Raw genomic sequence first — 18,514 nt, forward strand, 5'->3', positions numbered from 1 at the left:
GTGCCGGACACTGGACCGAGAGCGCCTCTCGGCGGAAGGCCGCTCGAAGCGGCTGAATTTGGAGCCCGGGGCTTCAGCGATCCAGCGTCCGGTGGCCCGAAGGCCACCCCCTACGATACTCGTTCGTGCTCATGAGTCCACCGCCGAGGCGGCTCTTCGTCCGTTGAGAATCTCACAGTCGATGTCGTGGTCGGAAGGGAATATCCGGTCCCGACGGGGACCGCGCTCATTCGGTCGGGCGGGGCCGCCTCGGCGAGGGGATTGCCGGCGGGCTGAAGATCAGTCGAGACCGCCTCGGCGATGGGCGACGGCCGCGTCGGACAGGTCCTGGGACAGCTGGCGCAGGCGGACGGCGGTGTCGTGGTCATCGGTGCCCGCCGCGCAGATGCCGACGAAGGCGGCGGCGCGCAGCAGCGCGATGACGACGTCGCCGCGGAAGGCGCCGACGAGGATCTCGTCGATGGCGTGGGCCACCTCGTCGGGGCCGGCGGGCAGTTCGACGCCGGCGAGGATCTCGTCGTAGCCGATGCCCTCGGTGGTGCGACGTTGGCCGTCGGAGAACATCTCGGCGAGTTCGCGGGGTGCGGACTTGATCCATTGGCGCAGGGCGTAGAGGCGCCACAGTGCGCCGGGTGCGGAGACGGCGGGAGCGGCGGACCACATCTCGGCGATGACCTCGAAGCCGATGTCATCGGCGAGTTCGACGAAGCGCCTGGTGGCAGCCTCGTCGCGGTTGCCGTCTGAATCGCCGAGCAGCAATGCTGCGGTCGCGTGCGAGGTCTCCGACCGGGCGACGGGATCGTCGACGGCACCGACGGAGTCGAGGTCGGCCAGGGGAACGGGACGGTGAAAAGCACGCTGTGACATGGTCAAGGCAGTTTAGTCCCTGCCGGGGTGCGCGGACTAGGACGTGGAGCACATTCGGGTTTTCTCCGCACGGTCAGGTTCTGCTCTCTGGACTCACAACGGACGCCATTAAACTTGAGGATGATTCGTGACTGCGACCCGCAGTCGCGAGTGACCGAAACGAGGAGGAACTCTCGTGGCACAATCATCAGTGGCGAAGAAGGGCCTCGACAAGGCTGCGAAGTTGGCAGTCAATGACGACGGCACCCTCAATCCCCGCGCCCAGTCGATATTGTCGCGTCTGCTGTCCGTGCAGCGGCCCGTCGCGTTGGCCTATGTGCGCAGTCTGCGCCGCCGGCACCCTGACGCGACCCCGGAAGAGCTCATCACGATCATTCGTCGGCACTACCTGGCCCTGACAACCTCGGGAGGTGCGGCAGTCGGTGCGACTGCCGCCGTTCCGGGACTGGGCACGACGGCGGCACTCGGAGTGGCTGGGGCGGAGACCGCCGGATTCCTCGAGGGCACAGCGCTGTTCGCGCAGGCGATCTCGGAGATCCATGGTCTGCCCGTGGCCGACGCCAAGCGGGCGAACGCCCTGGTCCTCGGCCTCATGCTGGGCAAGGACGGGAAGAACCTCGTCCAGAAGTTCAGCAAGCAGAACGGCGGCGTCGAGTCGATGTTCGGCAGCTGGGGCGCCACCGTGACGAAGCAGCTGCCTACCCCTCTTGTCGATCTGCTCGTGCGCAAGCTGCGCAAGACCTTCATCCGCAAGTTCGCCGCCCGTGCCGGTGGGTCGTTCGTCGGTCGGCTGCTGCCCTTCGGCGTCGGGGCGGTCATCGGTGCCGTGGTGAATGCGCAGATGGCGCGGAAGGTCGCTGCGGAATCGAAAGAGGCCTTCGGTGCTGCGCCGACGATCTTCCCCATCGAGACAGATCCCGAATACGTGGCGCCGAAGAAGGACCGGAAGCTGCTCGCAGGGCTGCGCAATGTCCGTGCGCTGGCCGGGAAGCTGAAGAAGGACAGAGCCATCGAGTCCGAGGTCATCGAACCCATTGATCACGAAGAGCTCGAATCGCCGGACGGTCCGCCTCGCACGTACACCGCAGAGGATCGTCGCGGACTGGAGAAGTAGGGTCGGCCCGGAGCCGATCAGCCCGTTGCCGGTTCCGGCTTCCGGGTGCCGGTTCCGACTTCCGGTTGCCGGCCAAGGCCCGTCGAGAGCGGGCTGCGGGTTTGAGTAAATCGGGCGCAAACCTCTACTATTAGTTCGTCTCCATCATGTGTCAGCAGGCCGGTGTCCTGCAGTGGTGATGGGGCGGGGCCTCTAGCTCAGTTGGTAGAGCAGCGGACTTTTAATCCGCGGGTCGTGGGTTCGATCCCCACGGGGCCCACCACGAAACAGGAGCCGCGATCCGCTTGATCTAGGGGATCGCGGATCTTTCCATTTCTGGAATCGTACCTATTGGCGCATTATTGGCGCACTTTTAACGAGACTTGACGTGATCTCTGCTGATCCAACGCGACTGAAACGGCTTCGAGGTCGTCATCGAACAGATCCGCGTACGTGTCGAGAGTCATGGCTGCGGAAGCGTGCCCGAGCATCCGCTGAACCACCTTCACATTCGCACCTGCCGACACTGCCAACGATGCCGCGGTGTGCCGGAAGTCGTGCGGAGACAGATCACGCTTGATCCCCGCCTCAGCCATGGCCTTCGAGAACCATGACCGCTCATTCTTCGGCCTGACAATGAACTTCCCTGTCCTCGGCCCGGTGAACACCAGGTCATCGTGACCCTTGCCCTCGCACTGCCGTGCCAGGAGCTTCACGAGGAACTCTGGCACGGGCACGCTGCGCCGCTCGTGGGACTTCGGTGTGCCCTCGACGATCTTCGAGCCCACCTCGACAGCATTCGCCTCAACGTTGATCCGCTTGCGCAACAGGTCAAGGTGACGCACACGCAGGCCGGCCATTTCACCCCACCTGAGTCCCGTATAGCAGGCGAGATAGACAAGCACCGTCCACTGCCCCTCAGCGGCCTCGGCTAGCTTCTGAACCTCGGCATGCGACAGGTACACGCGGCTGCGCTTCTTCTTCCTCGGCAGGTTCCCCGGATCAGCTGCGGGGTTCGACGGGATCATGCGGTCTTTCACCGCGTCCTCGAGCATTCCCCGCAACACCAGGTGAGCGTGTTCGATCGTCGTGGCACCCTTGCCGGCTGCGGTCATCGTCGACACCCAATCGGCCACCTCGGACGGTCTGATCGTCCCGATCTGCCGCCCCGACCACACCGGGCCCGTGTGGATCCGCCACGCGATCTCATACCGGCGCCGCGTCGAGGCTTTGATCCCCGATTTCCGCGCATACCAGTCATCCCAAAGTTGCCCGACAGTCGTCTTCCCCGCCGAGGCTTTTATGTAGGTGCCCTTCGAAATCTCGCTGACAGTATCGCTCATCCACTGCTCGGCTGAGGCTTTCGTGGTGAAGCCGCGCTTCTGCGTCCGTCGCCCCGTCTCGTCGACGTAGAGGACGCGGTAACGCTTCCGCCCCTTGCTGGTGGTGTAGCGGTTAATCGTCGCCATTGCGCTCGTCTCGTTTCAATGCCTTCACGAACTTCGATATGAGATCGAGGTCCTGCTGAGCATCCACAAGTGCTTGCTGTGCGTGCGCGAGTCGAGACTCAATGTTCGACATGAGCACTTTGTCTCCCCACACCTTGACCCTAGATCCGAACGGTGTCCCTTTGTACAGATTCCCGCCGAGTATCCCCTCAAGGGCCTCGAGGTCTTCCAGGTCATCGACTGGCTGAGAGTTGTGTTCAACACGGCTCACCGTGGTCTGGTGCCAGTGCGTCCGGCCAGCTTCACGCATTTTCTCCGCTAACCCGGCCTGAGACAGTCGCGCCGTCTTGCGCAGCAGGCGGATGTTCTCGCCTATGAAGTAGTCACTCATGAACACAGAATAACTGACACTTGTGTTCGTTGTCATTATATGCTGTACTGTACTCAGATTGAACACAATCTATTCAGGAGGAACGATGACCACCACACCGATCGCAGACAAGGGAGTCTTCACCCCCGAAGACCTCGCCAAACGATATGACACCAGCACCGCCGCCCTCGCCACACTCCGGCACAAGGGCAAGGGGCCGCGATTCTTCAAGATGGGTCGCCGCGTCTACTACCGGCTGGACGACGTTCTCGCCTATGAGGAAGCGGCCATGCAGGAGCGCACGGCATGAAGTTGCCGGCCATATATGAGCAGTCGATCGACGACCTCGAGAACTTCGAGATGAGCGGCGACGACCTCGCCGTAATTTCGAACAGCTACCAACGAATCGAAGACAAAAAAGAAGCGGCCGCTGCACCCATGCCTAGGAAAACGACCGCTTCTCACCAGTGCCAAATCACCCAACAGGAGGATGAAATGCCTACCACCAATTCTACCAACGTTCCCGCCCAGAAGTCGCCTACTTGGGCCGTTCCCGCGAAACGCTGGCAGTCCGGAACAGACGTGATGCATCAAGGCGTGACCCGTCGACTCGAACGACTCAACAAGGACGGCAGTGAATACCACTTCGAGGTCGAACTCACACAGTTGGAGGAAGTCGGCAGTGGTTTCGTCACCGACCCGTACTTCTGTGTCAGGGCAGGCGGTGAAGGCACCTACGACGCAGTGTTCACCGTCGACATTGCCGAGCTCGAGAACGTCGCCGACTGGCTTTGCAGCATCGTCGAGAAGGCTCAGCAGTGTAGCGACGGGTCTGGACTCAAGCTGAACAAGGGTGACAAATGAGGACCGCGAAGCAAGTCTATGAGCGGTACTCCCGCGGTAGGTATTCCGACCTGGACAGACTCGCAAAGCACATCACCGAATCGTGGCTTGACGAGTCGTACTACCCGGAGGAGCTTCTGGGCGGGGCTCGCTGGACCGAGCTGTTTCGTGCGACCGGGCCGATCGTCAATGGTGTCCGCACGTCGCATATCAAGCTACCCCGCACCATTTATCGGACAGCTGTTCCGGCAACGGTTGACTGCCTGACATGGACGGTGAGCTATAGAACCGCCAAGCTGCTCGTCACCGAAACGCAGTGGCCGAGCTCCGATCGGTGCGTCTGGGCAGCGACATCGCGACCAGAAGCAACCCTCGCCAGCTTCTACGGCAACCCCTATCGGCCCGATCAGGTCGTCGTCGACCCGCTCTTGCTCGACGACATACGCCCGATCTGAATTGACCACCCGATCGCACTTACCCATGCCAGGAAGTGCGTGGGGGTGCGTGGCCGTAAGCGTCACGCACCCCCACCGAGAACACGATGACCAAGTACCTCAGCAAAGACGAGGAAACCTTGAAGATCTACCACGGCGGCACACAAGTCGCCTACGACCGAGGGCACCGAGAAGGTCACTTCGCCGGATGGAACCAAGGCGTGATCGTCGCCCAAGTCAACGACAACGAATTCCTGCGCGGCCTCCGCGACCATATCGCCGCCTACCCACGAGAGGACGGCGACACCGTCACCGTGAGCCGAGCGTTCCTCGAGAACCTCGTCAGCACCATCGACGCGAAACGCGCCAACAACAACGCCAACATCGAAAGGAGGAAGAAGGCATGAGCGCAAGCGTGTTCGAGTACACACCACAGGAACTGGCAGAGATGGACCCCCGAGACGCACTGCTTGCACAGGTCAAGAACGGACCATGGCTGGATGCTCAAGAGTTCCCGCCGCTGCAGTGGGCCGTCGATGGACTGATCCCGGAAGGGTTCGGCCTTATCACCGGACCCCCGAAGCTGGGAAAGTCGTGGTTCGTCCTCGGCGTGCTCCTGGCGATCGCGGCCGGCGGTCGAGCAGTGGGCCGGATCCACGTCGACCCGAAGCCCGTCCTGTACCTCGCTCTCGAGGACGGCGACCGTCGAATGCAGTCACGAGTGAAAGCACTCAACGGAGACCAGCCCACGCCGAACGGGTTCAACTTCCTCACCGCAGCCGAGCCAAGCACAGTCATACAGATGATCGACGCATGGCTCAGCTACAACCCCGAAGGCGTCGTCGCACTCGACACCCTCGGCAAGGTGATGCCCCAGGCGCTGCCCGGAGAAGGCGCATACCAGCGCGACTACAGGGTCGGTGGTGTGCTCAAGAAGCTCACCGACACCTACTCCGGATCCACGCTCATGGTCGTCCACCACGTCCGCAAGCAGGGATCAGGCGACTGGATGGACTCAACCTCAGGCACCAACGGGCTCAACGGCTCAGCCGACTGGACACTCAACCTCGACCGCGCACGCAGTGAAGGAGAGGCGATCGTCCGAGTCACAGGCCGCGACGTGATGGAAGGCGAGTATGCCGCCACTCTGCAAGATGGCTCGTGGTCCCTCGCCGGCACAGACCTCGACGAGTCAGCACAGATCGCTCGCATGACCACCAAACAGCAGGGACTCGGGGATGACTCAGCAACCATCATCGAGTACGTCAACGAGCACCCAGACGGCGTGAAGGCCAAGCAGGTAGCCGAGCGCATGGACTGGACACAGGACAAGGTGCGCCCATACCTCGCTCGCCTCGTCGACTCCGGTCGCATCAGCCGAGCAGGCCGTGGTCTCTACACCCCTGTTACGAGTGTTACGAGTGTTACGTCTGGGCAGGACGAACCACACGAGAACGTAACACTACTCACTCCCACTGTTACGGATGAACAGTCCGCTGACCAGGAACAACAGACAAACGTAACACCCGTAACAGATGTAACACAGAAGGGAGAGCAACCATGACACTGCAGCCCTGCATCGAGTGCGGAGAACTCAGTGAAGCCAACCGGTGCAACACACACAAGCTCAAGCACCGTGGAGGCAAGAAAGCACACGCCACCACCCGAGGCTACGACCACGCGTGGCGCAAACTCTCCGAACAAGCCCGAGCCATGCAACCCTTCTGCGAAGACTGCGGAGCCAAGACCGACTTGCAGGCCGACCATAGCCCCGAGGCCTGGGAACGACACGAGAAAGGACTCGCCGTGAGACTCGAAGATATCTCCGTCGTCTGCGGTGACTGCAACCGACGCCGCGGCGCTGCAAGAGGTGGGGGGATGACCCGAACACAAGTTACTCCCGACCCACGCCCGGTAAGGCATAGTTTGGATATGCATAGGGAGGTTATGTAAATGCGTCCGGGTAGGAAAGTCCTCGACGACCTCGAACCTCTCGATTTGAGTGGCCTGCCGGTGTCTCGTGCTGCTCGTCGGATCGCGTTTATCGAGGCTCACTGCATGGTGACGAAGGGTAAGGGTGCCGGCGAGGTTGTGAAGCTGCGCCCGTTCCAGAAGCAGATCATCAAGGGTGCCTATGCGAAGAAGGTCCGCACCGGACTAATCAGTATGCCGAGAGCAAATGGAAAAACTGCCCTCGCGGCCATGCTGGCGGTCGCTGAACTGTTCGCTGGTGGTGAGTCGCCCGAGGTGCTGGTCGTCGCTTCTGATGAACGTCAGGCACGGATCACGATGAACCTGGCGAAGCGGATGATCGAGATGAACCCTGACCTGCAGGCTCGCACGATGGTCTACCGCGACAAGCTGGTTGTGCCGGAGACGAACGGGCAGCTGATCCCGTTGCCGGCAGATCCGTCCGCACTGCATGGGTGGGATCCGTCTCTGCTGATCGTCGACGAGCTGCACACGGTGACTGAGCCGGTGTGGGAGGCGGTCACGTCGGTGACGGGTAAACGGCCCGAGTCGCTGACCCTGGCGATCTCAACACCTGCAGCCACTCAAGACTCGATCATGTGGAAACTCGTCGAGCACGGTCGGGAAGGCACTGATCCGGCGTTCTTCCTCAAAGAGTTCGCGGCCCCAGAAGGGTGCGCCACGGACGATGAGGCGGCATGGAAGATCGGGAACCCAGCTATGGCGTGTCAGCGCCCGTTCTTGGCTGCTGACGGGCTGGCAGCGGCCCGGAAAACTCTCCGTGAGCCCGTGTTTCGTCAGTTGCGTCTCGGCCAGTGGGTGACCTCGTTGGATGCGTGGTTGCCTCACGGTGCCTGGGATGCGATCGCGGACCCGTCGAGGGTTGTCCCGGACGGGGAGAAGATCGTCATGGCCTTCGACGGTTCAGCCTCAGGCGACTCGACAGTGTTGGTCGGTTGCACGATCGAGGATCCGCACCTGTTCATTGTGGACATGTGGGAGAACCCGGACGATCCGCGCTGGCGTGTTCCTCGCGCCGAGGTCGACCGGGCTGTCGATCGGGCGTTTGAACGCTGGGACGTGGTGGAACTGGCGTGTGACCCGTGGGGCTGGCGTTCGGAGATCGAGGCGTGGGCTGACCGCCACGGGGAGACTCACGTCATCCATTGGGACACGTCGTTCCGGAAGCGAATGGCCCCGGCCACCGATCAGGCGTACCAGGCGATCATGCAGGGCGAAGTCACTCACGACGGGGACTCTCGTCTCGCCGCTCACATTGCTCACACGGTGGCCGAGTCGACGAGCCTCGGAGATCTGGTGAAGAAGGACCGGCGCAACTCACCGCGCAAAATCGACGCGGCTGTTGCGTCAATCGCGGCCTTTGACCGCGCCACATTCCATGCCAAGAAGAAACAATCCGGAAGGGTGTACACGTTTTGAACACGACATTGCAGAAGCTCACACAGTTGATCGACGAGAAGGTCGCAGCCTACGACGAGCTCAACAGGTACTACTACGGCAAGCAACCCTTGGCGTTCCTCGCTCCCGAGGCGAAGACCGCATTGGGGAACAGGTTCGGGCGCATGTCGTCGAACATTCCCCGCCTGGCGATCACTGCGATCTCGGAACGGTTGCGCGTGACCGCGTTCCGCACGAACCATGATGATGCTCAGGTGTGGGCGGATTGGAAGCTCAATGACCTTGACCAAATGGCGGGGCTGGCGCACCGGGAAGCTCTCACCCTGGGCAAGTCGTTCGCGATCGTGTGGGTTGATACTCAGGGCCGACCGCAGGTGTCCATCGAGTCGGCCCGTCATGTGGCGGTGTTGCGCGATCCCGGCACTCGTGAAGTGGTGGCCGCGGTGAAACGGTGGGAGACGGCGACAACGACTGAGGCGGTGCTGTACCTGGCTGACTCGATCACTCGTTTCTCATCGAACACGATCGGTGCCTCATCCGGTTTCAAGACGGTTGAGGTCATCGAGAATCCGCTCGGTGTGGTCCCGGTGGTCCCGTTCGTCAACGGTGACCGGCTGCTCGATGATGGGGTGTCGGAGATCAACGATCTCATTCCCCTCGTTGATGGGCTGAATAAGACTCTCTCAGATCTCATGATCTCGTCGGAGTTCGCTGGCCGGCCTCGCCGTTGGGCGACGGGCATTGAGGTGGTTAAGGACGATGACGGCAAGCCGATCAACCCGATCCCTGAGGGGCCTCGGGCAATGATCTCGGAGAAGGAGAACTCGAAGTTCGGGCAGCTGCCGGGTGCGGATCTCAGTTCGTATGAGGCGAGCGTGAACGTGTTCCTCGGTCAGATCATGGCGGTGTCTGCTCTGCCTGCCCATTACATCGGGATCACCACGTCGAACCCGGCATCGGCGGACGCGCTGCGTGCGTCGGAGGCATCGTTGACGGCTCGTGCTGAGGCTCGTCAGGCTCAGTTCGGTCGCTCGTGGGAGTGGGTGGCTCGTCTGATGATCGCGGTGCGTACTGGCCTGCCGGTGGAGACGATCACGGCTGATGTTCGCTGGGCGGACGCTGCGACACGTTCAGTGGCTCAGGAAGCCGATGCGGTGGTGAAGCTGACGCAGGCCGGCATCCTCCCCGCCTCGATCGCTTTGGAGCGGCTCGGCTACGACAGTGACGAGATTGAGCGGATTGAGGCGGCGAAGGATCGTGAAGCGGCTCGTGCCTCGATCGCTGACGTACAGGCCCGTGCCGATCTCGCCCGGAACCTCGAAGGGCAGGGAATGAACCAACCCGCAAGTCTGGCCGCGGCAGGACTGTTCGCGGCCGCGAATGAAACCCGAGTAGGAGAATGAAATGACTGAACAGCAGATCACCGAGACCACCGAGGAAGTCGAGCCCGTCGTCGACGAGGAACTTCCCACCGAGGGCGGGGAGAAGTCCGACGGTGACCTCGACACCACCGAGGGCACCGACGAGGATTCGACGCCGTCCGATGAAGACCAGGTCGACGACGAGCAGGACACGTTTCCACGGGAATACGTTGAGAAGCTCCGCGACGAGAACGCACGGTATCGGCAACGTGCCGGCCGTGCCGACGAGCTGGCTCACAAGCTCCACAAGACCCTTGTGGACGCGACCGGGCGGCTCATGGATCCGTCCGACCTCGAGTTCGACGAAGCCCACCTTGAGGATCCTGAGAAGCTGACTGAGGCGATTGACGCTCTGCTCGAGGCGAAGCCGTACCTGGCGAAGCGCACCCCGAAGGGTGACATTGGGCAGGGTGAGTCAGGGGCGAGCGGTACAGTCGACTTGGCCGGCATGTTGCGTTCAAGAGCTTAAGATGCTCGCATGGCTGACAAGTGCGAGTGGTGCGGAGCAACGACCGATGATCTGTTTGCTCACAAGATGCACCATGCGAAAAACGAGAATCTGGATATGCCGAAGTCGAAATATGGGGTCTGGCTCAGCGACGGGACATATCTGAACCATTCGAGGAACTGGTCTGAGCCATGGGAAGAGCGCGGTGACAACTAGATAACCGAGTTATATACTGTTGGGGAGTCGTCCTGGTGACGGCTCCCCACAGTTGTCTGGCACAACGGGACTCACACACAAGACTCTCGTGAAAGGTGCCAATCATGGCCACGGAAAACACCACCGCAAACCCCGAACTACTGCAAGAGCAGGTTCAGTCCATTCTCATTCAGCCGCTCGAGGCGAAGTCCGTTGTCCTCAAGAGCGGAGTGAAGATCTACGACTCCGCTTCACCGCTGCGGATCCCGAAGCTCGTCAGCTCGTCCGATCCGTCGTGGGTCGGTGAAGGCGAAGAAATCCCCGAGGCGAACGTCGAGTTCGATGAGGTCAAGCTCATGCCCACCGATCGCAAGTCGATCAAGACGATCATCCGGTTCACGAACGAGCTCGCCCGTCAGTCCGTCGTCGGCCTCGACGCGACCCTCAAGGCTCGCCTGGTCAATGACGTGGCTCGGAAGCTCGACACTGCACTGCTCACCGGCGACGGCACCAACAACAGCGTGACCGGCTTCATCAACCAGGCAGGTGTCCAGAAGGGCGTCCTCGACGCCTCCGACCCCGACAGTCTGCTCGACGCTCTCGCCATGGCCTATGCTGCCGAAGTTGAGCCGTCTCAGTGGTTCATGTCCGGCACCGACTTCAACACTCTGCGGAAGCTCAAAGACGCTGACGGCAAGTACCTGGTCGTCAGTGACGTGACGGCCGGCGCGAAGTACAGCCTATTCGGAATCCCGGTCGAGGTGACGAACAAGCTGCCCGAGGGTAAGGCAGTGCTCGCGAACATGAGCGAGGTTGCCGTCGTCCGCGACGTGAACGCTGACGTGAAGATCCTCGACCAGACGTTCGCTAGCACCGACGAGCAGGCGATCCGAGTCGTCACCCGCTACGACCTCGGACTGCTGCACCCTGAGGGTGTCATCGTCCTCGATGCGGCCAGCGGAGCCTGACATGGTGACCGTGCCGCAGACCAAACCTCAGGGTGAGGAGATCGCGACACTGATGGGCCGAGCCGGGGACACTGAAGCGGTGTCCCTGGCGAACGCCTACATCGACGTCGTGTGGTCAATGGCTCACGAGTACACGCGGGGACGCGGGTTCAATGACGACGGGACCGAAGCGGCTCCGTCGATCTGTTCCGCGGTGAAACTGGCCGTGATCCGCCTGACGGTCAATCCGACTCAGACGAAGCGGTACGCGATCGGGGAATACCAGGAAACACCGACCGTGTTCGAGGGCTTCACCCTGGCCGAGCTCGCCGTCCTCAACTGTTACAGGGTGAGGGCACTATGATGATCGGGCTCACGCAGACTCTCGACATCATTACGGCGTCAGTCGTCATCGTTCGCGGTGTCGAGACGATCGACTGGTCGAATCCCACCGAGCAGACAGTGAAGTGTTTCGTCTACTACGAGTCCACGGGGATGGAGTCACGCAGTTCTGGCCCTGGTCTCGTGTTCGCGAAGCAGCTCACTGCTGTCATGGAGCCGATCGAGTTCGAGGCGAAGGCGACCCGGTTCCGGTGGCGTGGGGATCTGTACACTGTGCAGCCTCCGCAGATCCGCGACTACAACCGGAAGCCCCTGTTCCAGTCTGTCGCCATGTCAGCACTCTGACGTATACTGGAAGGGATCTCATCGGATCACCCTTCAAGAAGGGCCGACCCCCACCCGCTGCCAAGGCCAGGCGCAGCCGGTGGGGGTTCGCTTCGCCCGAAGGCGTGGCGCAAAATTGGCGCACTTTTGTCGAGAAACAGTGTGATTTAGCGTGATCCAAGGTTAGTGAAAACCCCGGGAATTCAACGATCTACCCCACCCAACAGCAGCCTTGCGGTAATTCGATCCCCACGGGGCCCACCCAGCCTGACCAGGCACAATACGCCGCAGCCCCGAAGCTCATCGCTTCGGGGCTGCGCTGTTTTCACGAGATTTCCAACGAGCACAGGATCAGGGACGGGCCCCTCGGCGTCGACCGAGCCGGGTTCAATACAGCAGTTGTCGCAGAACTGACACATCATGTGCCCTAACGAGCACCATCTGCGGGCTGGGACCCGCATAGAGTCGAGGTCGTCAGCTACCCACGGACGCCGACGACACTGTTCGCGGTCGGCTCCGCCACTCGAAAGCAGGGAAGAACCATGAACCGCATCCGACTCCGCCCGACCACACTGCTCACCCGTTCAGCCGCGGTCGCGGTCGCCTCGGTGCTCGCTCTCTCAGCCTGCGGAACGAACGAGCCGGACACCGCCGAAGAGGCAGACTCCAGCGAGCAGGAACAGACCGAGGAGACCGATTCGGCTCCGCTCGAGCAGGAGACCGAAGAAGCCGAGGAGGCGGCAGCCACCGAGGACGCAACAACGTCCGGTGAGGGCACCGAGGTCAAGGTCGGAACCGAGTTCACCGACGACGAGACAGGCGACGTCATCACCATCGTCTCGGCCGTGCGCAACAACCCCACCGAATACTATGAGGCGAGCGACAACCCCGATGGAGAGATGGTCTACCTCGAGGTGAAGGTCGTTCCCGGCAAGGAATACGGCGGAACGATCAGTGCCTCGGACTTCTACCTCGACGACGGCGGGGACGAGGTCAACTATGCGGCGAGCGCAGACGACGAGGTCGAAGAGGCCGGGTACGAGTACTTCGACTCGGCTCCGCGTCGCGAGGGAGAGCACACCGGATACGTGCCGATCTACATCAGCGAGACTGCCGATTCCCTCAAGGGCGCCTACGTCCGTCCCGAAGCGAAAGTCATCGGCGAGGACAAGAAGGTTCCTGAGTTCCGCTCCGAGTTCGACGTTCCCGCGTCCTGATCCGACGAGCCGATGGCCGAGCCCCGCGGCTCGCAGTCGGGAAGAATTGCTGGTCTAATCGAATCATGAGTGCAAACTACGGCTCCCACGTCCGTGCCAGGATGTACGACCACGCGAATGGGACACTGCGCAACGGCGTGCTCCTGCAGCCGGCGCCGACGGGTAGGCGCTGGTGGGCGAGGATCCTCGACGCCGTCTTCGTCCTCGTCTTCACCGGGCTCGTCATCGGCATCGCTCTGGCACTCTCGGCAGTAGGTGTGATCTCGCTCGATGCCGCGACCGGTGTCTGCCTCGCCAGCTACCCGCTCATGGCTCTCGTCTTCGGTGCCCTCTACGGCTGCACCGTCTCCCCCGGCCAGGCGCTGTGCGGGGTCGTGTCGCTGCAGGCCGACTTCGGTCGACGCGTCGGCTTCTGGAGAGGCATGGGCCGCTACCTCGCTGTCGCGTTCTTCCCGATCGTGATCATCCTCGTCATCTGGACGTTTCTCGACGCACCAACCTTCGACTCCGTTCCGATCAAGGTCTTCCGCAGAACACCGCAGGCCAGATAGATTCTGCGCGTCGACTGCAAACCGCGATCGGCCCACTCGTCGCGCGGCTCATTCCGAAGTCAGCTTCTGCGTCCCGACGACGCTGAGCAGCTCCAACCGACTCGCGGTCTCGGTGCCTTCGAGCGGCAAGAACACGAGCAGCGAGATGTCGTCGTCCGCGGTGAGCAGCACTTCGCACCGGAATTCGAGCCGACCGAGTTCCCTGCTGGTGAAGACCTTGATGTCGGAACGCCGCACCGCGACTTCGTGCTGTGCCCACAGCTCTGCGAATTCATCGCTGATGGCGATGAGGTCGGCAACGAATTCTCTCACTCGTCGGTCTCCGGACCTGCGGGCGTACGTCGCCCGCAGGTCACTCACATGTGATGCCGAGATCCGTGACCAGTCCTCTTCCGGCATCGGCCGTGACCGGGGGTCCTCGAACCATCTCCAGATGAGGTTCCGTCCTCGTCCAGGCTCCTCCGGCAGGTCAGCCAACAGAATTCGCCCCAGCGGATTCTGCCAGACGACCTCGCCGAGGTCGGTGACGATCACGGCCGGCACATCGACGAGCCGGTTGGCTACGGCGATGAGTCCGGGTCGGATGTGCCCGTCCGAACTGTGCGGCGGCACCGGATGCCCTGCGAGATGGAGCAGATGATCCCTCTGATCCCGGTCGCACTGAAGAGCCCGGGCGACAGCGTTGACGACACCGGCGGACGGTGTCGCTCCCCTGCCCTGTTCCAGGCGTGCGTAGTAGTCGACGGAGACGCCCGCGAGCATCGCCACCTCCTCACGCCTGAGCCCGGGCGTGCGCCGACGGACCGTGCCGCCCACACCGATCTCCTCGGGTCGCAGCTGCTCACGGCGTCGGCGGAGGAAATCGGCGAGCTCAGAACGATCGGTCATCCGCCCATTGTCCGCCCGCGGACGCTGAGTTTCCAGGCACAGGTTGTCCCTGGTTCGATCGGCCCTTCCCGATGGAGACCGTTGCGACCAGACTCTCAGTCATGACCACACACAGCGAAGCACAGACCATCGACCACCGCCGACTCGGAGCGTCCGGACCCCTTGTCACGTCACCGGGGCTCGGAGCCATGAGCATGTCCGGCGCCTATGGACCGACGACCGATGACGAAGGAGTCTCCGCGATCCTCGCGTACCTCGATGCCGGGGGAACCCTCATCGACACCGGGGACTTCTACGGAGCCGGACACAACGAGATGCTCATCGGCAGGGCTCTGCGGACTCGCAGCCGCGAGGATGTCGTCCTGTCGGTGAAGTTCGGTGCCGTGCTCTCCCCGGACGGCGCGTTCATCGGATTCGACGGACGCCCCGACGCAGTCCGCAACTCCCTGGCCTATTCCCTGCGCCGTCTCGGAACGGATTATGTCGACGTCTGCCGGCCCGCCCGGCTGGACCCGGATGTCCCGATCGAGGAAACTGTGGGCGCGATTGCCGAACTCGTCGAGGCCGGATATGTCCGGTCGATCGGTTTGAGCGAGGTCGGGGCGGAGACGATCCGCAGGGCGGCAGCCGTCGCGCCGATCAGCGACCTGCAGATCGAGTACTCCCTGCTCACCCGCTCCATCGAGTCCAATGGGATCCTTGCCGCCTGCCGCGACCTCGGCATCGGCATCACTGCCTACGGGGCGCTGGCGAAGGGGCTGTTCGCCGGCAAGACCGGCGGGAATCGGGCGATGTTCCCCCGCTTCCAAGGGGAGAACCTCGCCCACAACGAAACGATCGTCACGTCCTTGGGTGAGGTCGCCTCGGCGAAGGGGATCACACTGCCCCAGCTGGCGATCGCCTGGGTCGCGGCCCAAGGCGAGGACATCGTCCCCGTCGTCGGTTCGCGGACCGTCCAGCAGGTGCGTGCGACTTTGACCAGCACCGAGGTGGTGCTGAGTCCGAATGATCTCGCCGAGATCGACGAGGTGCTGACCGGCACCGAGGTGCGCGGCGATCGCTACCCGAGCGCACTCATGGCGCAGCTGGACAGCGAACGCTGATCGGCTCAGGCGTCGTCACTCGATCGAGCGACCGCCGAAGATCTGCTGCAGCGGGATCGATTCGTCCTGCCACGGGGTGAGGATCCATGCGACGAGATAGGCGCCGATTCCGAGCACGGGCAGCAGGAACGAGGCGAGGACGATGAGTCGCATGATCCAGACGTTGATGCCGGTCAACTCGGCGAGGCCTCCGGCGATACCGCCGAGGATGCGGTCGGGACCGCGACGGAAACCGAGTTTGCGGATGGAGTCGAAGAGTGAGTTCATGTCTTCGACTCTACGGATCCGCCGTCACCGCGGCACTGGTGTTGGCCGTCGAGGCCGATTGAGGAAAACCGGAATCTACGCCGATCCAGTAGCGGCGTTTGGGTGGTCCGTCACCGTTCTCGCGCACGTCCTCGAGGACTCCCCCGCACCGTTCGATCACACTCGCCGAGGCGGTGTTCGTCTCATCGCAGGTGACGAGCACGCTCTCGACACCGGCCGAGCGCAGTCGTTCGATCGAAAGTGACAGGATCTGCCGGGCATATCCTCGGCGACGGAATTCAGGAGCGACCGCATACCCGACGTGACCACCCAGGGTGAACAGAAAATCGTTGAGTTCGTACCGGATGGAGGTGCGACCGACGGGTCGGCCGTCCACCTCGGCGACAAGGAACTCCGCACGCACTCGCCCCGGCGGGAGTTCGATTCCTTTCGCCTCGCGCTCGTGAGTGGCGATGATATCGGCCCACGTTCCCTCTGCCTGGAGGAATTCGAAATCGTCGGCACGCAGCTGCTCATGGAACGTGCGCAGCTCCGCCTCATCGGTGGGCCGCAATGGACGCAAGCTCAGGATTTCGGTCATTGTGTTCCTTCGAAGGTCGGTTCCTCACGCCGGGCGAAGTCCGGGGCGTGTTCGGCAGTGATGCCGACGCCGAGGATGCGCGCCGGTATGCGGGTGAGCGCGGGGAATGTCGTCAGCAGCCATTCCACCGGTGCAGGTGGGCGAATGGGCCGGTGCCCGTGGACAGCGGGTTCGACCATCCGGTGGATTCCTGACTGCAGGAGTTCGACGGCCCGCGTGGTCGGGAGTCGTCTCAGCTGCAGGCGCCGCAGCTCTGCGGTCCGCACCGACCCGGCACGCAGCGGTTCGGCCAGTGTCCGGGCGACGGCGATTCCGTCCTGCACCGCGAGGTTGACCCCGACCCCACCGAGCGGGCTCATCGCGTGTGCGGAATCGCCGATGCACAGCAGACCGTCGGTGAACCATCGTCTGGCCTCATTGCGGCGAACATCGAGGAGCTTCACATCGTCGAATTCGACCTGACCGACATCCGCCGCGAGCTGCGGGTAGGTCTCCGCGACGGCGTCCCGCAGCGCTCCGATGCCTTCGGCACGCAGGCGCTCGTCCGCACCCTTCGGAATGAGTCTGGCGATCTGCACGTGTCCGTCGCGCGGGATTGCGACGAACACCTTGCCGTTCCCGCCTCGTGGGGCCACGGAATCGGGCAGGACCGCCTCGGTGTCGATGCGGAACCACCAGACATCGATCGTCGACGACAGCTTCCTCACGGACAGACCCGCCTCAGCGCGGGCCTGCGACCACCGGCCGTCAGCGGCGATGACGAGCGGTGCACGGAATTCGACGGTGGCCGGAGTGGAAGCATCGGAAGTGCTGTCGGGTCGTTCCCCGGCGTGGACGTCGGTGTCTTCTGGTGGTGGGGCCGCCTCGGTGACGCTGGGCGCGGTCGAAGCGGCCGGGACGGCGACGGTCGAATTCCGGGCACGGAGACCGACCACTCGATCGTCATCCCAGATCAACGAGGTGGCCTCGACCCTCATCCGCAGGTCGAAGTTCGGCTCGTCCTCCCCCGCCTTCGCAAGCAGGTTGAGGAAGTCCCACTGGGGTGCGATCGTCATGAACGGATGAGGCAGGTCGAGGCGAGTGAAGTCGGCGAGCAGGACGTCCTTGCCGCCTCGCCCGGTCAGGGTCACGCCTTCGACACGGCGATGGGCGATACGGGCGAATTCGTGGTAGAGCCCGAGTTCGTCGAGCAGTCGCAGGGTCGACGGGTGGATGGTGTCGCCGCGGAAATCGCGGAAGAAGTCCATGTGCTTCTCGAGCACGATGACTTTCACCCCGCCGCGGGCGAGCAGCAGGCCGGCGACGATGCCGGCGGGGCCTCCGCCGCTGATGATGCAATCGACGTGCTCGCTGTGGTGTCGGGTGGGGTGCGTGCTGTCGGTGTCGGGCATGACGCTCTCCTCGGCTGGTCGGCGCTGCGGCGCTGGGAACCGCCGGCGCCGTTGACTCCGCGGACGCTGGGGTCCTGTGGGCGCTGGCGCGCGGTGGGGCTGCGGTCCGGTGAGCACTGGTGCGCGCTGGGCGCCAGCGTCCGAAGGGCAGTAGGGCCCGATTCCCAGCGTAGACCTCGAAACGGCCGGCGGAAATGGGGTGCACGCGCTGGGCAGTCGGCCGACCGCCTCGGTGGCGGAGATGACAACTGCTTCAAAGTGCAGGAGCCCCTCTCTGTCAGGCTGGTTGTGAGTCACTCAGTCTGACACTGAGAGGAACACTAACCATGACCATCACTACTGGATACAGCGTGGCAGAGATCCGGTCTTTCCTGGTTCAGTACGACCAGATCCCC

Annotated in this window: 22 protein-coding genes and 1 tRNA gene; 16 read left to right on the forward strand and 7 right to left on the reverse strand. The window is 62.9% G+C overall.

Translation table 11 applies throughout. The annotated features are described in order from the left end of the window. Positions 1-279 precede the first annotated feature (279 nt). Positions 280-867: a hypothetical protein gene (locus BLIN9172_RS08620; protein WP_240812066.1), complete on the reverse strand. Its 588-nt coding sequence runs from the start codon at positions 865-867 to the stop codon at positions 280-282. Positions 868-1,042: 175 nt separating this feature from the next. Between BLIN9172_RS08620 and BLIN9172_RS08625 the strand changes: the two genes are divergently transcribed. Further along, positions 1,043-1,981: a hypothetical protein gene (locus tag BLIN9172_RS08625; protein WP_240812065.1), complete on the forward strand. Its 939-nt coding sequence runs from the start codon at positions 1,043-1,045 to the stop codon at positions 1,979-1,981. 186 nt (positions 1,982-2,167) lie between these two features. After that, positions 2,168-2,243, forward strand: a tRNA-Lys gene (locus BLIN9172_RS08630). Between the two features lie 76 nt (positions 2,244-2,319). On the opposite strand, the gene BLIN9172_RS08635 is transcribed toward BLIN9172_RS08630, so the two are convergent. Both BLIN9172_RS08635 and BLIN9172_RS08640 read right to left on the reverse strand, forming a co-directional pair. Beyond that, positions 2,320-3,429: a site-specific integrase gene (locus BLIN9172_RS08635; protein ID WP_101554683.1), complete on the reverse strand. Its 1,110-nt coding sequence runs from the start codon at positions 3,427-3,429 to the stop codon at positions 2,320-2,322. Beyond that, positions 3,416-3,799 (reverse strand): helix-turn-helix domain-containing protein, encoded by a 384-nt coding sequence (locus BLIN9172_RS08640; RefSeq protein WP_170286897.1) that lies wholly within the window; start codon positions 3,797-3,799, stop codon positions 3,416-3,418. The genes BLIN9172_RS08635 and BLIN9172_RS08640 overlap by 14 nt, the downstream gene beginning before the upstream one ends. Positions 3,800-3,884: 85 nt before the next feature. Between BLIN9172_RS08640 and BLIN9172_RS08645 the strand changes: the two genes are divergently transcribed. The 13 genes from BLIN9172_RS08645 (at position 3,885) to BLIN9172_RS08710 (ending at position 13,890) form a co-directional block, all read left to right on the forward strand. After that, a complete protein-coding gene (locus BLIN9172_RS08645) occupies positions 3,885-4,088 on the forward strand; it encodes a helix-turn-helix transcriptional regulator (RefSeq protein WP_101547474.1) in 204 nt (67 codons plus the stop codon). After that, the gene (locus BLIN9172_RS08650) at positions 4,085-4,642 is read left to right on the forward strand and encodes a hypothetical protein (protein WP_101554685.1); all 558 of its coding nucleotides are present in this window, start codon (positions 4,085-4,087) and stop codon (positions 4,640-4,642) included. The genes BLIN9172_RS08645 and BLIN9172_RS08650 overlap by 4 nt, the downstream gene beginning before the upstream one ends. After that, on the forward strand, positions 4,639-5,076 hold the full coding sequence (locus BLIN9172_RS08655) for a hypothetical protein (RefSeq protein WP_101554686.1): 438 nt from the start codon (positions 4,639-4,641) through the stop codon (positions 5,074-5,076). Before BLIN9172_RS08650 ends, BLIN9172_RS08655 begins: the two co-directional genes overlap by 4 nt. 86 nt (positions 5,077-5,162) lie before the next feature. After that, positions 5,163-5,462, forward strand: a complete 300-nt coding sequence (locus BLIN9172_RS08660; protein ID WP_101554687.1) for a hypothetical protein — start codon at positions 5,163-5,165, stop codon at positions 5,460-5,462. Further along, positions 5,459-6,619: an AAA family ATPase gene (locus BLIN9172_RS08665; protein WP_205751048.1), complete on the forward strand. Its 1,161-nt coding sequence runs from the start codon at positions 5,459-5,461 to the stop codon at positions 6,617-6,619. Before BLIN9172_RS08660 ends, BLIN9172_RS08665 begins: the two co-directional genes overlap by 4 nt. Positions 6,620-7,053: 434 nt before the next feature. After that, a complete protein-coding gene (locus BLIN9172_RS08670; protein WP_240812064.1) occupies positions 7,054-8,466 on the forward strand; it encodes a terminase large subunit domain-containing protein in 1,413 nt (470 codons plus the stop codon). Beyond that, the gene (locus BLIN9172_RS08675; protein WP_101554689.1) at positions 8,463-9,848 is read left to right on the forward strand and encodes a phage portal protein; all 1,386 of its coding nucleotides are present in this window, start codon (positions 8,463-8,465) and stop codon (positions 9,846-9,848) included. Before BLIN9172_RS08670 ends, BLIN9172_RS08675 begins: the two co-directional genes overlap by 4 nt. Position 9,849: 1 nt before the next feature. Next, a complete protein-coding gene (locus tag BLIN9172_RS08680; protein WP_180956956.1) occupies positions 9,850-10,335 on the forward strand; it encodes a hypothetical protein in 486 nt (161 codons plus the stop codon). A 299-nt stretch (positions 10,336-10,634) separates the two neighbouring features. Continuing rightward, positions 10,635-11,477: a phage major capsid protein gene (locus tag BLIN9172_RS08690; protein WP_101554691.1), complete on the forward strand. Its 843-nt coding sequence runs from the start codon at positions 10,635-10,637 to the stop codon at positions 11,475-11,477. 1 nt (position 11,478) lies between these two features. Continuing rightward, entirely contained in the window at positions 11,479-11,820 is a 342-nt protein-coding gene (locus tag BLIN9172_RS08695; RefSeq protein ID WP_101554692.1) for a hypothetical protein, read from the forward strand. Further along, entirely contained in the window at positions 11,817-12,143 is a 327-nt protein-coding gene (locus tag BLIN9172_RS08700; protein WP_101554693.1) for a hypothetical protein, read from the forward strand. Before BLIN9172_RS08695 ends, BLIN9172_RS08700 begins: the two co-directional genes overlap by 4 nt. Positions 12,144-12,664: 521 nt before the next feature. Beyond that, complete coding sequence (locus BLIN9172_RS08705; RefSeq protein WP_101554694.1) at positions 12,665-13,339, forward strand: hypothetical protein; 675 nt, start codon at positions 12,665-12,667, stop codon at positions 13,337-13,339. A gap of 65 nt (positions 13,340-13,404) precedes the next feature. Further along, positions 13,405-13,890: an RDD family protein gene (locus BLIN9172_RS08710; RefSeq protein WP_101554695.1), complete on the forward strand. Its 486-nt coding sequence runs from the start codon at positions 13,405-13,407 to the stop codon at positions 13,888-13,890. A 48-nt stretch (positions 13,891-13,938) separates the two neighbouring features. Here the strand turns inward: BLIN9172_RS08710 and BLIN9172_RS08715 are convergent, their stop codons facing one another. After that, positions 13,939-14,778, reverse strand: coding sequence for a helix-turn-helix transcriptional regulator (locus tag BLIN9172_RS08715; protein WP_101554696.1), 840 nt, complete (start codon positions 14,776-14,778; stop codon positions 13,939-13,941). 101 nt (positions 14,779-14,879) lie between these two features. Between BLIN9172_RS08715 and BLIN9172_RS08720 the strand changes: the two genes are divergently transcribed. Continuing rightward, positions 14,880-15,881, forward strand: a complete 1,002-nt coding sequence (locus BLIN9172_RS08720) for an aldo/keto reductase (protein WP_205751090.1) — start codon at positions 14,880-14,882, stop codon at positions 15,879-15,881. A gap of 15 nt (positions 15,882-15,896) precedes the next feature. On the opposite strand, the gene BLIN9172_RS08725 is transcribed toward BLIN9172_RS08720, so the two are convergent. From BLIN9172_RS08725 to BLIN9172_RS08735, 3 genes are read right to left on the reverse strand one after another with little or no spacing between them, the layout of a single operon-like run. Beyond that, the gene (locus tag BLIN9172_RS08725) at positions 15,897-16,148 is read right to left on the reverse strand and encodes a PspC domain-containing protein (protein WP_101554697.1); all 252 of its coding nucleotides are present in this window, start codon (positions 16,146-16,148) and stop codon (positions 15,897-15,899) included. Positions 16,149-16,158: 10 nt separating this feature from the next. Beyond that, positions 16,159-16,728: a GNAT family N-acetyltransferase gene (locus BLIN9172_RS08730; RefSeq protein WP_101554698.1), complete on the reverse strand. Its 570-nt coding sequence runs from the start codon at positions 16,726-16,728 to the stop codon at positions 16,159-16,161. Continuing rightward, positions 16,725-18,119: an FAD-dependent oxidoreductase gene (locus BLIN9172_RS08735; RefSeq protein WP_205751091.1), complete on the reverse strand. Its 1,395-nt coding sequence runs from the start codon at positions 18,117-18,119 to the stop codon at positions 16,725-16,727. Before BLIN9172_RS08735 ends, BLIN9172_RS08730 begins: the two co-directional genes overlap by 4 nt. Between the last annotated feature and the right edge of the window lie 395 nt (positions 18,120-18,514).

The sequence above is a fragment of the Brevibacterium linens ATCC 9172 genome (assembly GCF_900169165.1).
GTDB classification, from domain to species: Bacteria; Actinomycetota; Actinomycetes; order Actinomycetales; family Brevibacteriaceae; genus Brevibacterium; species Brevibacterium linens.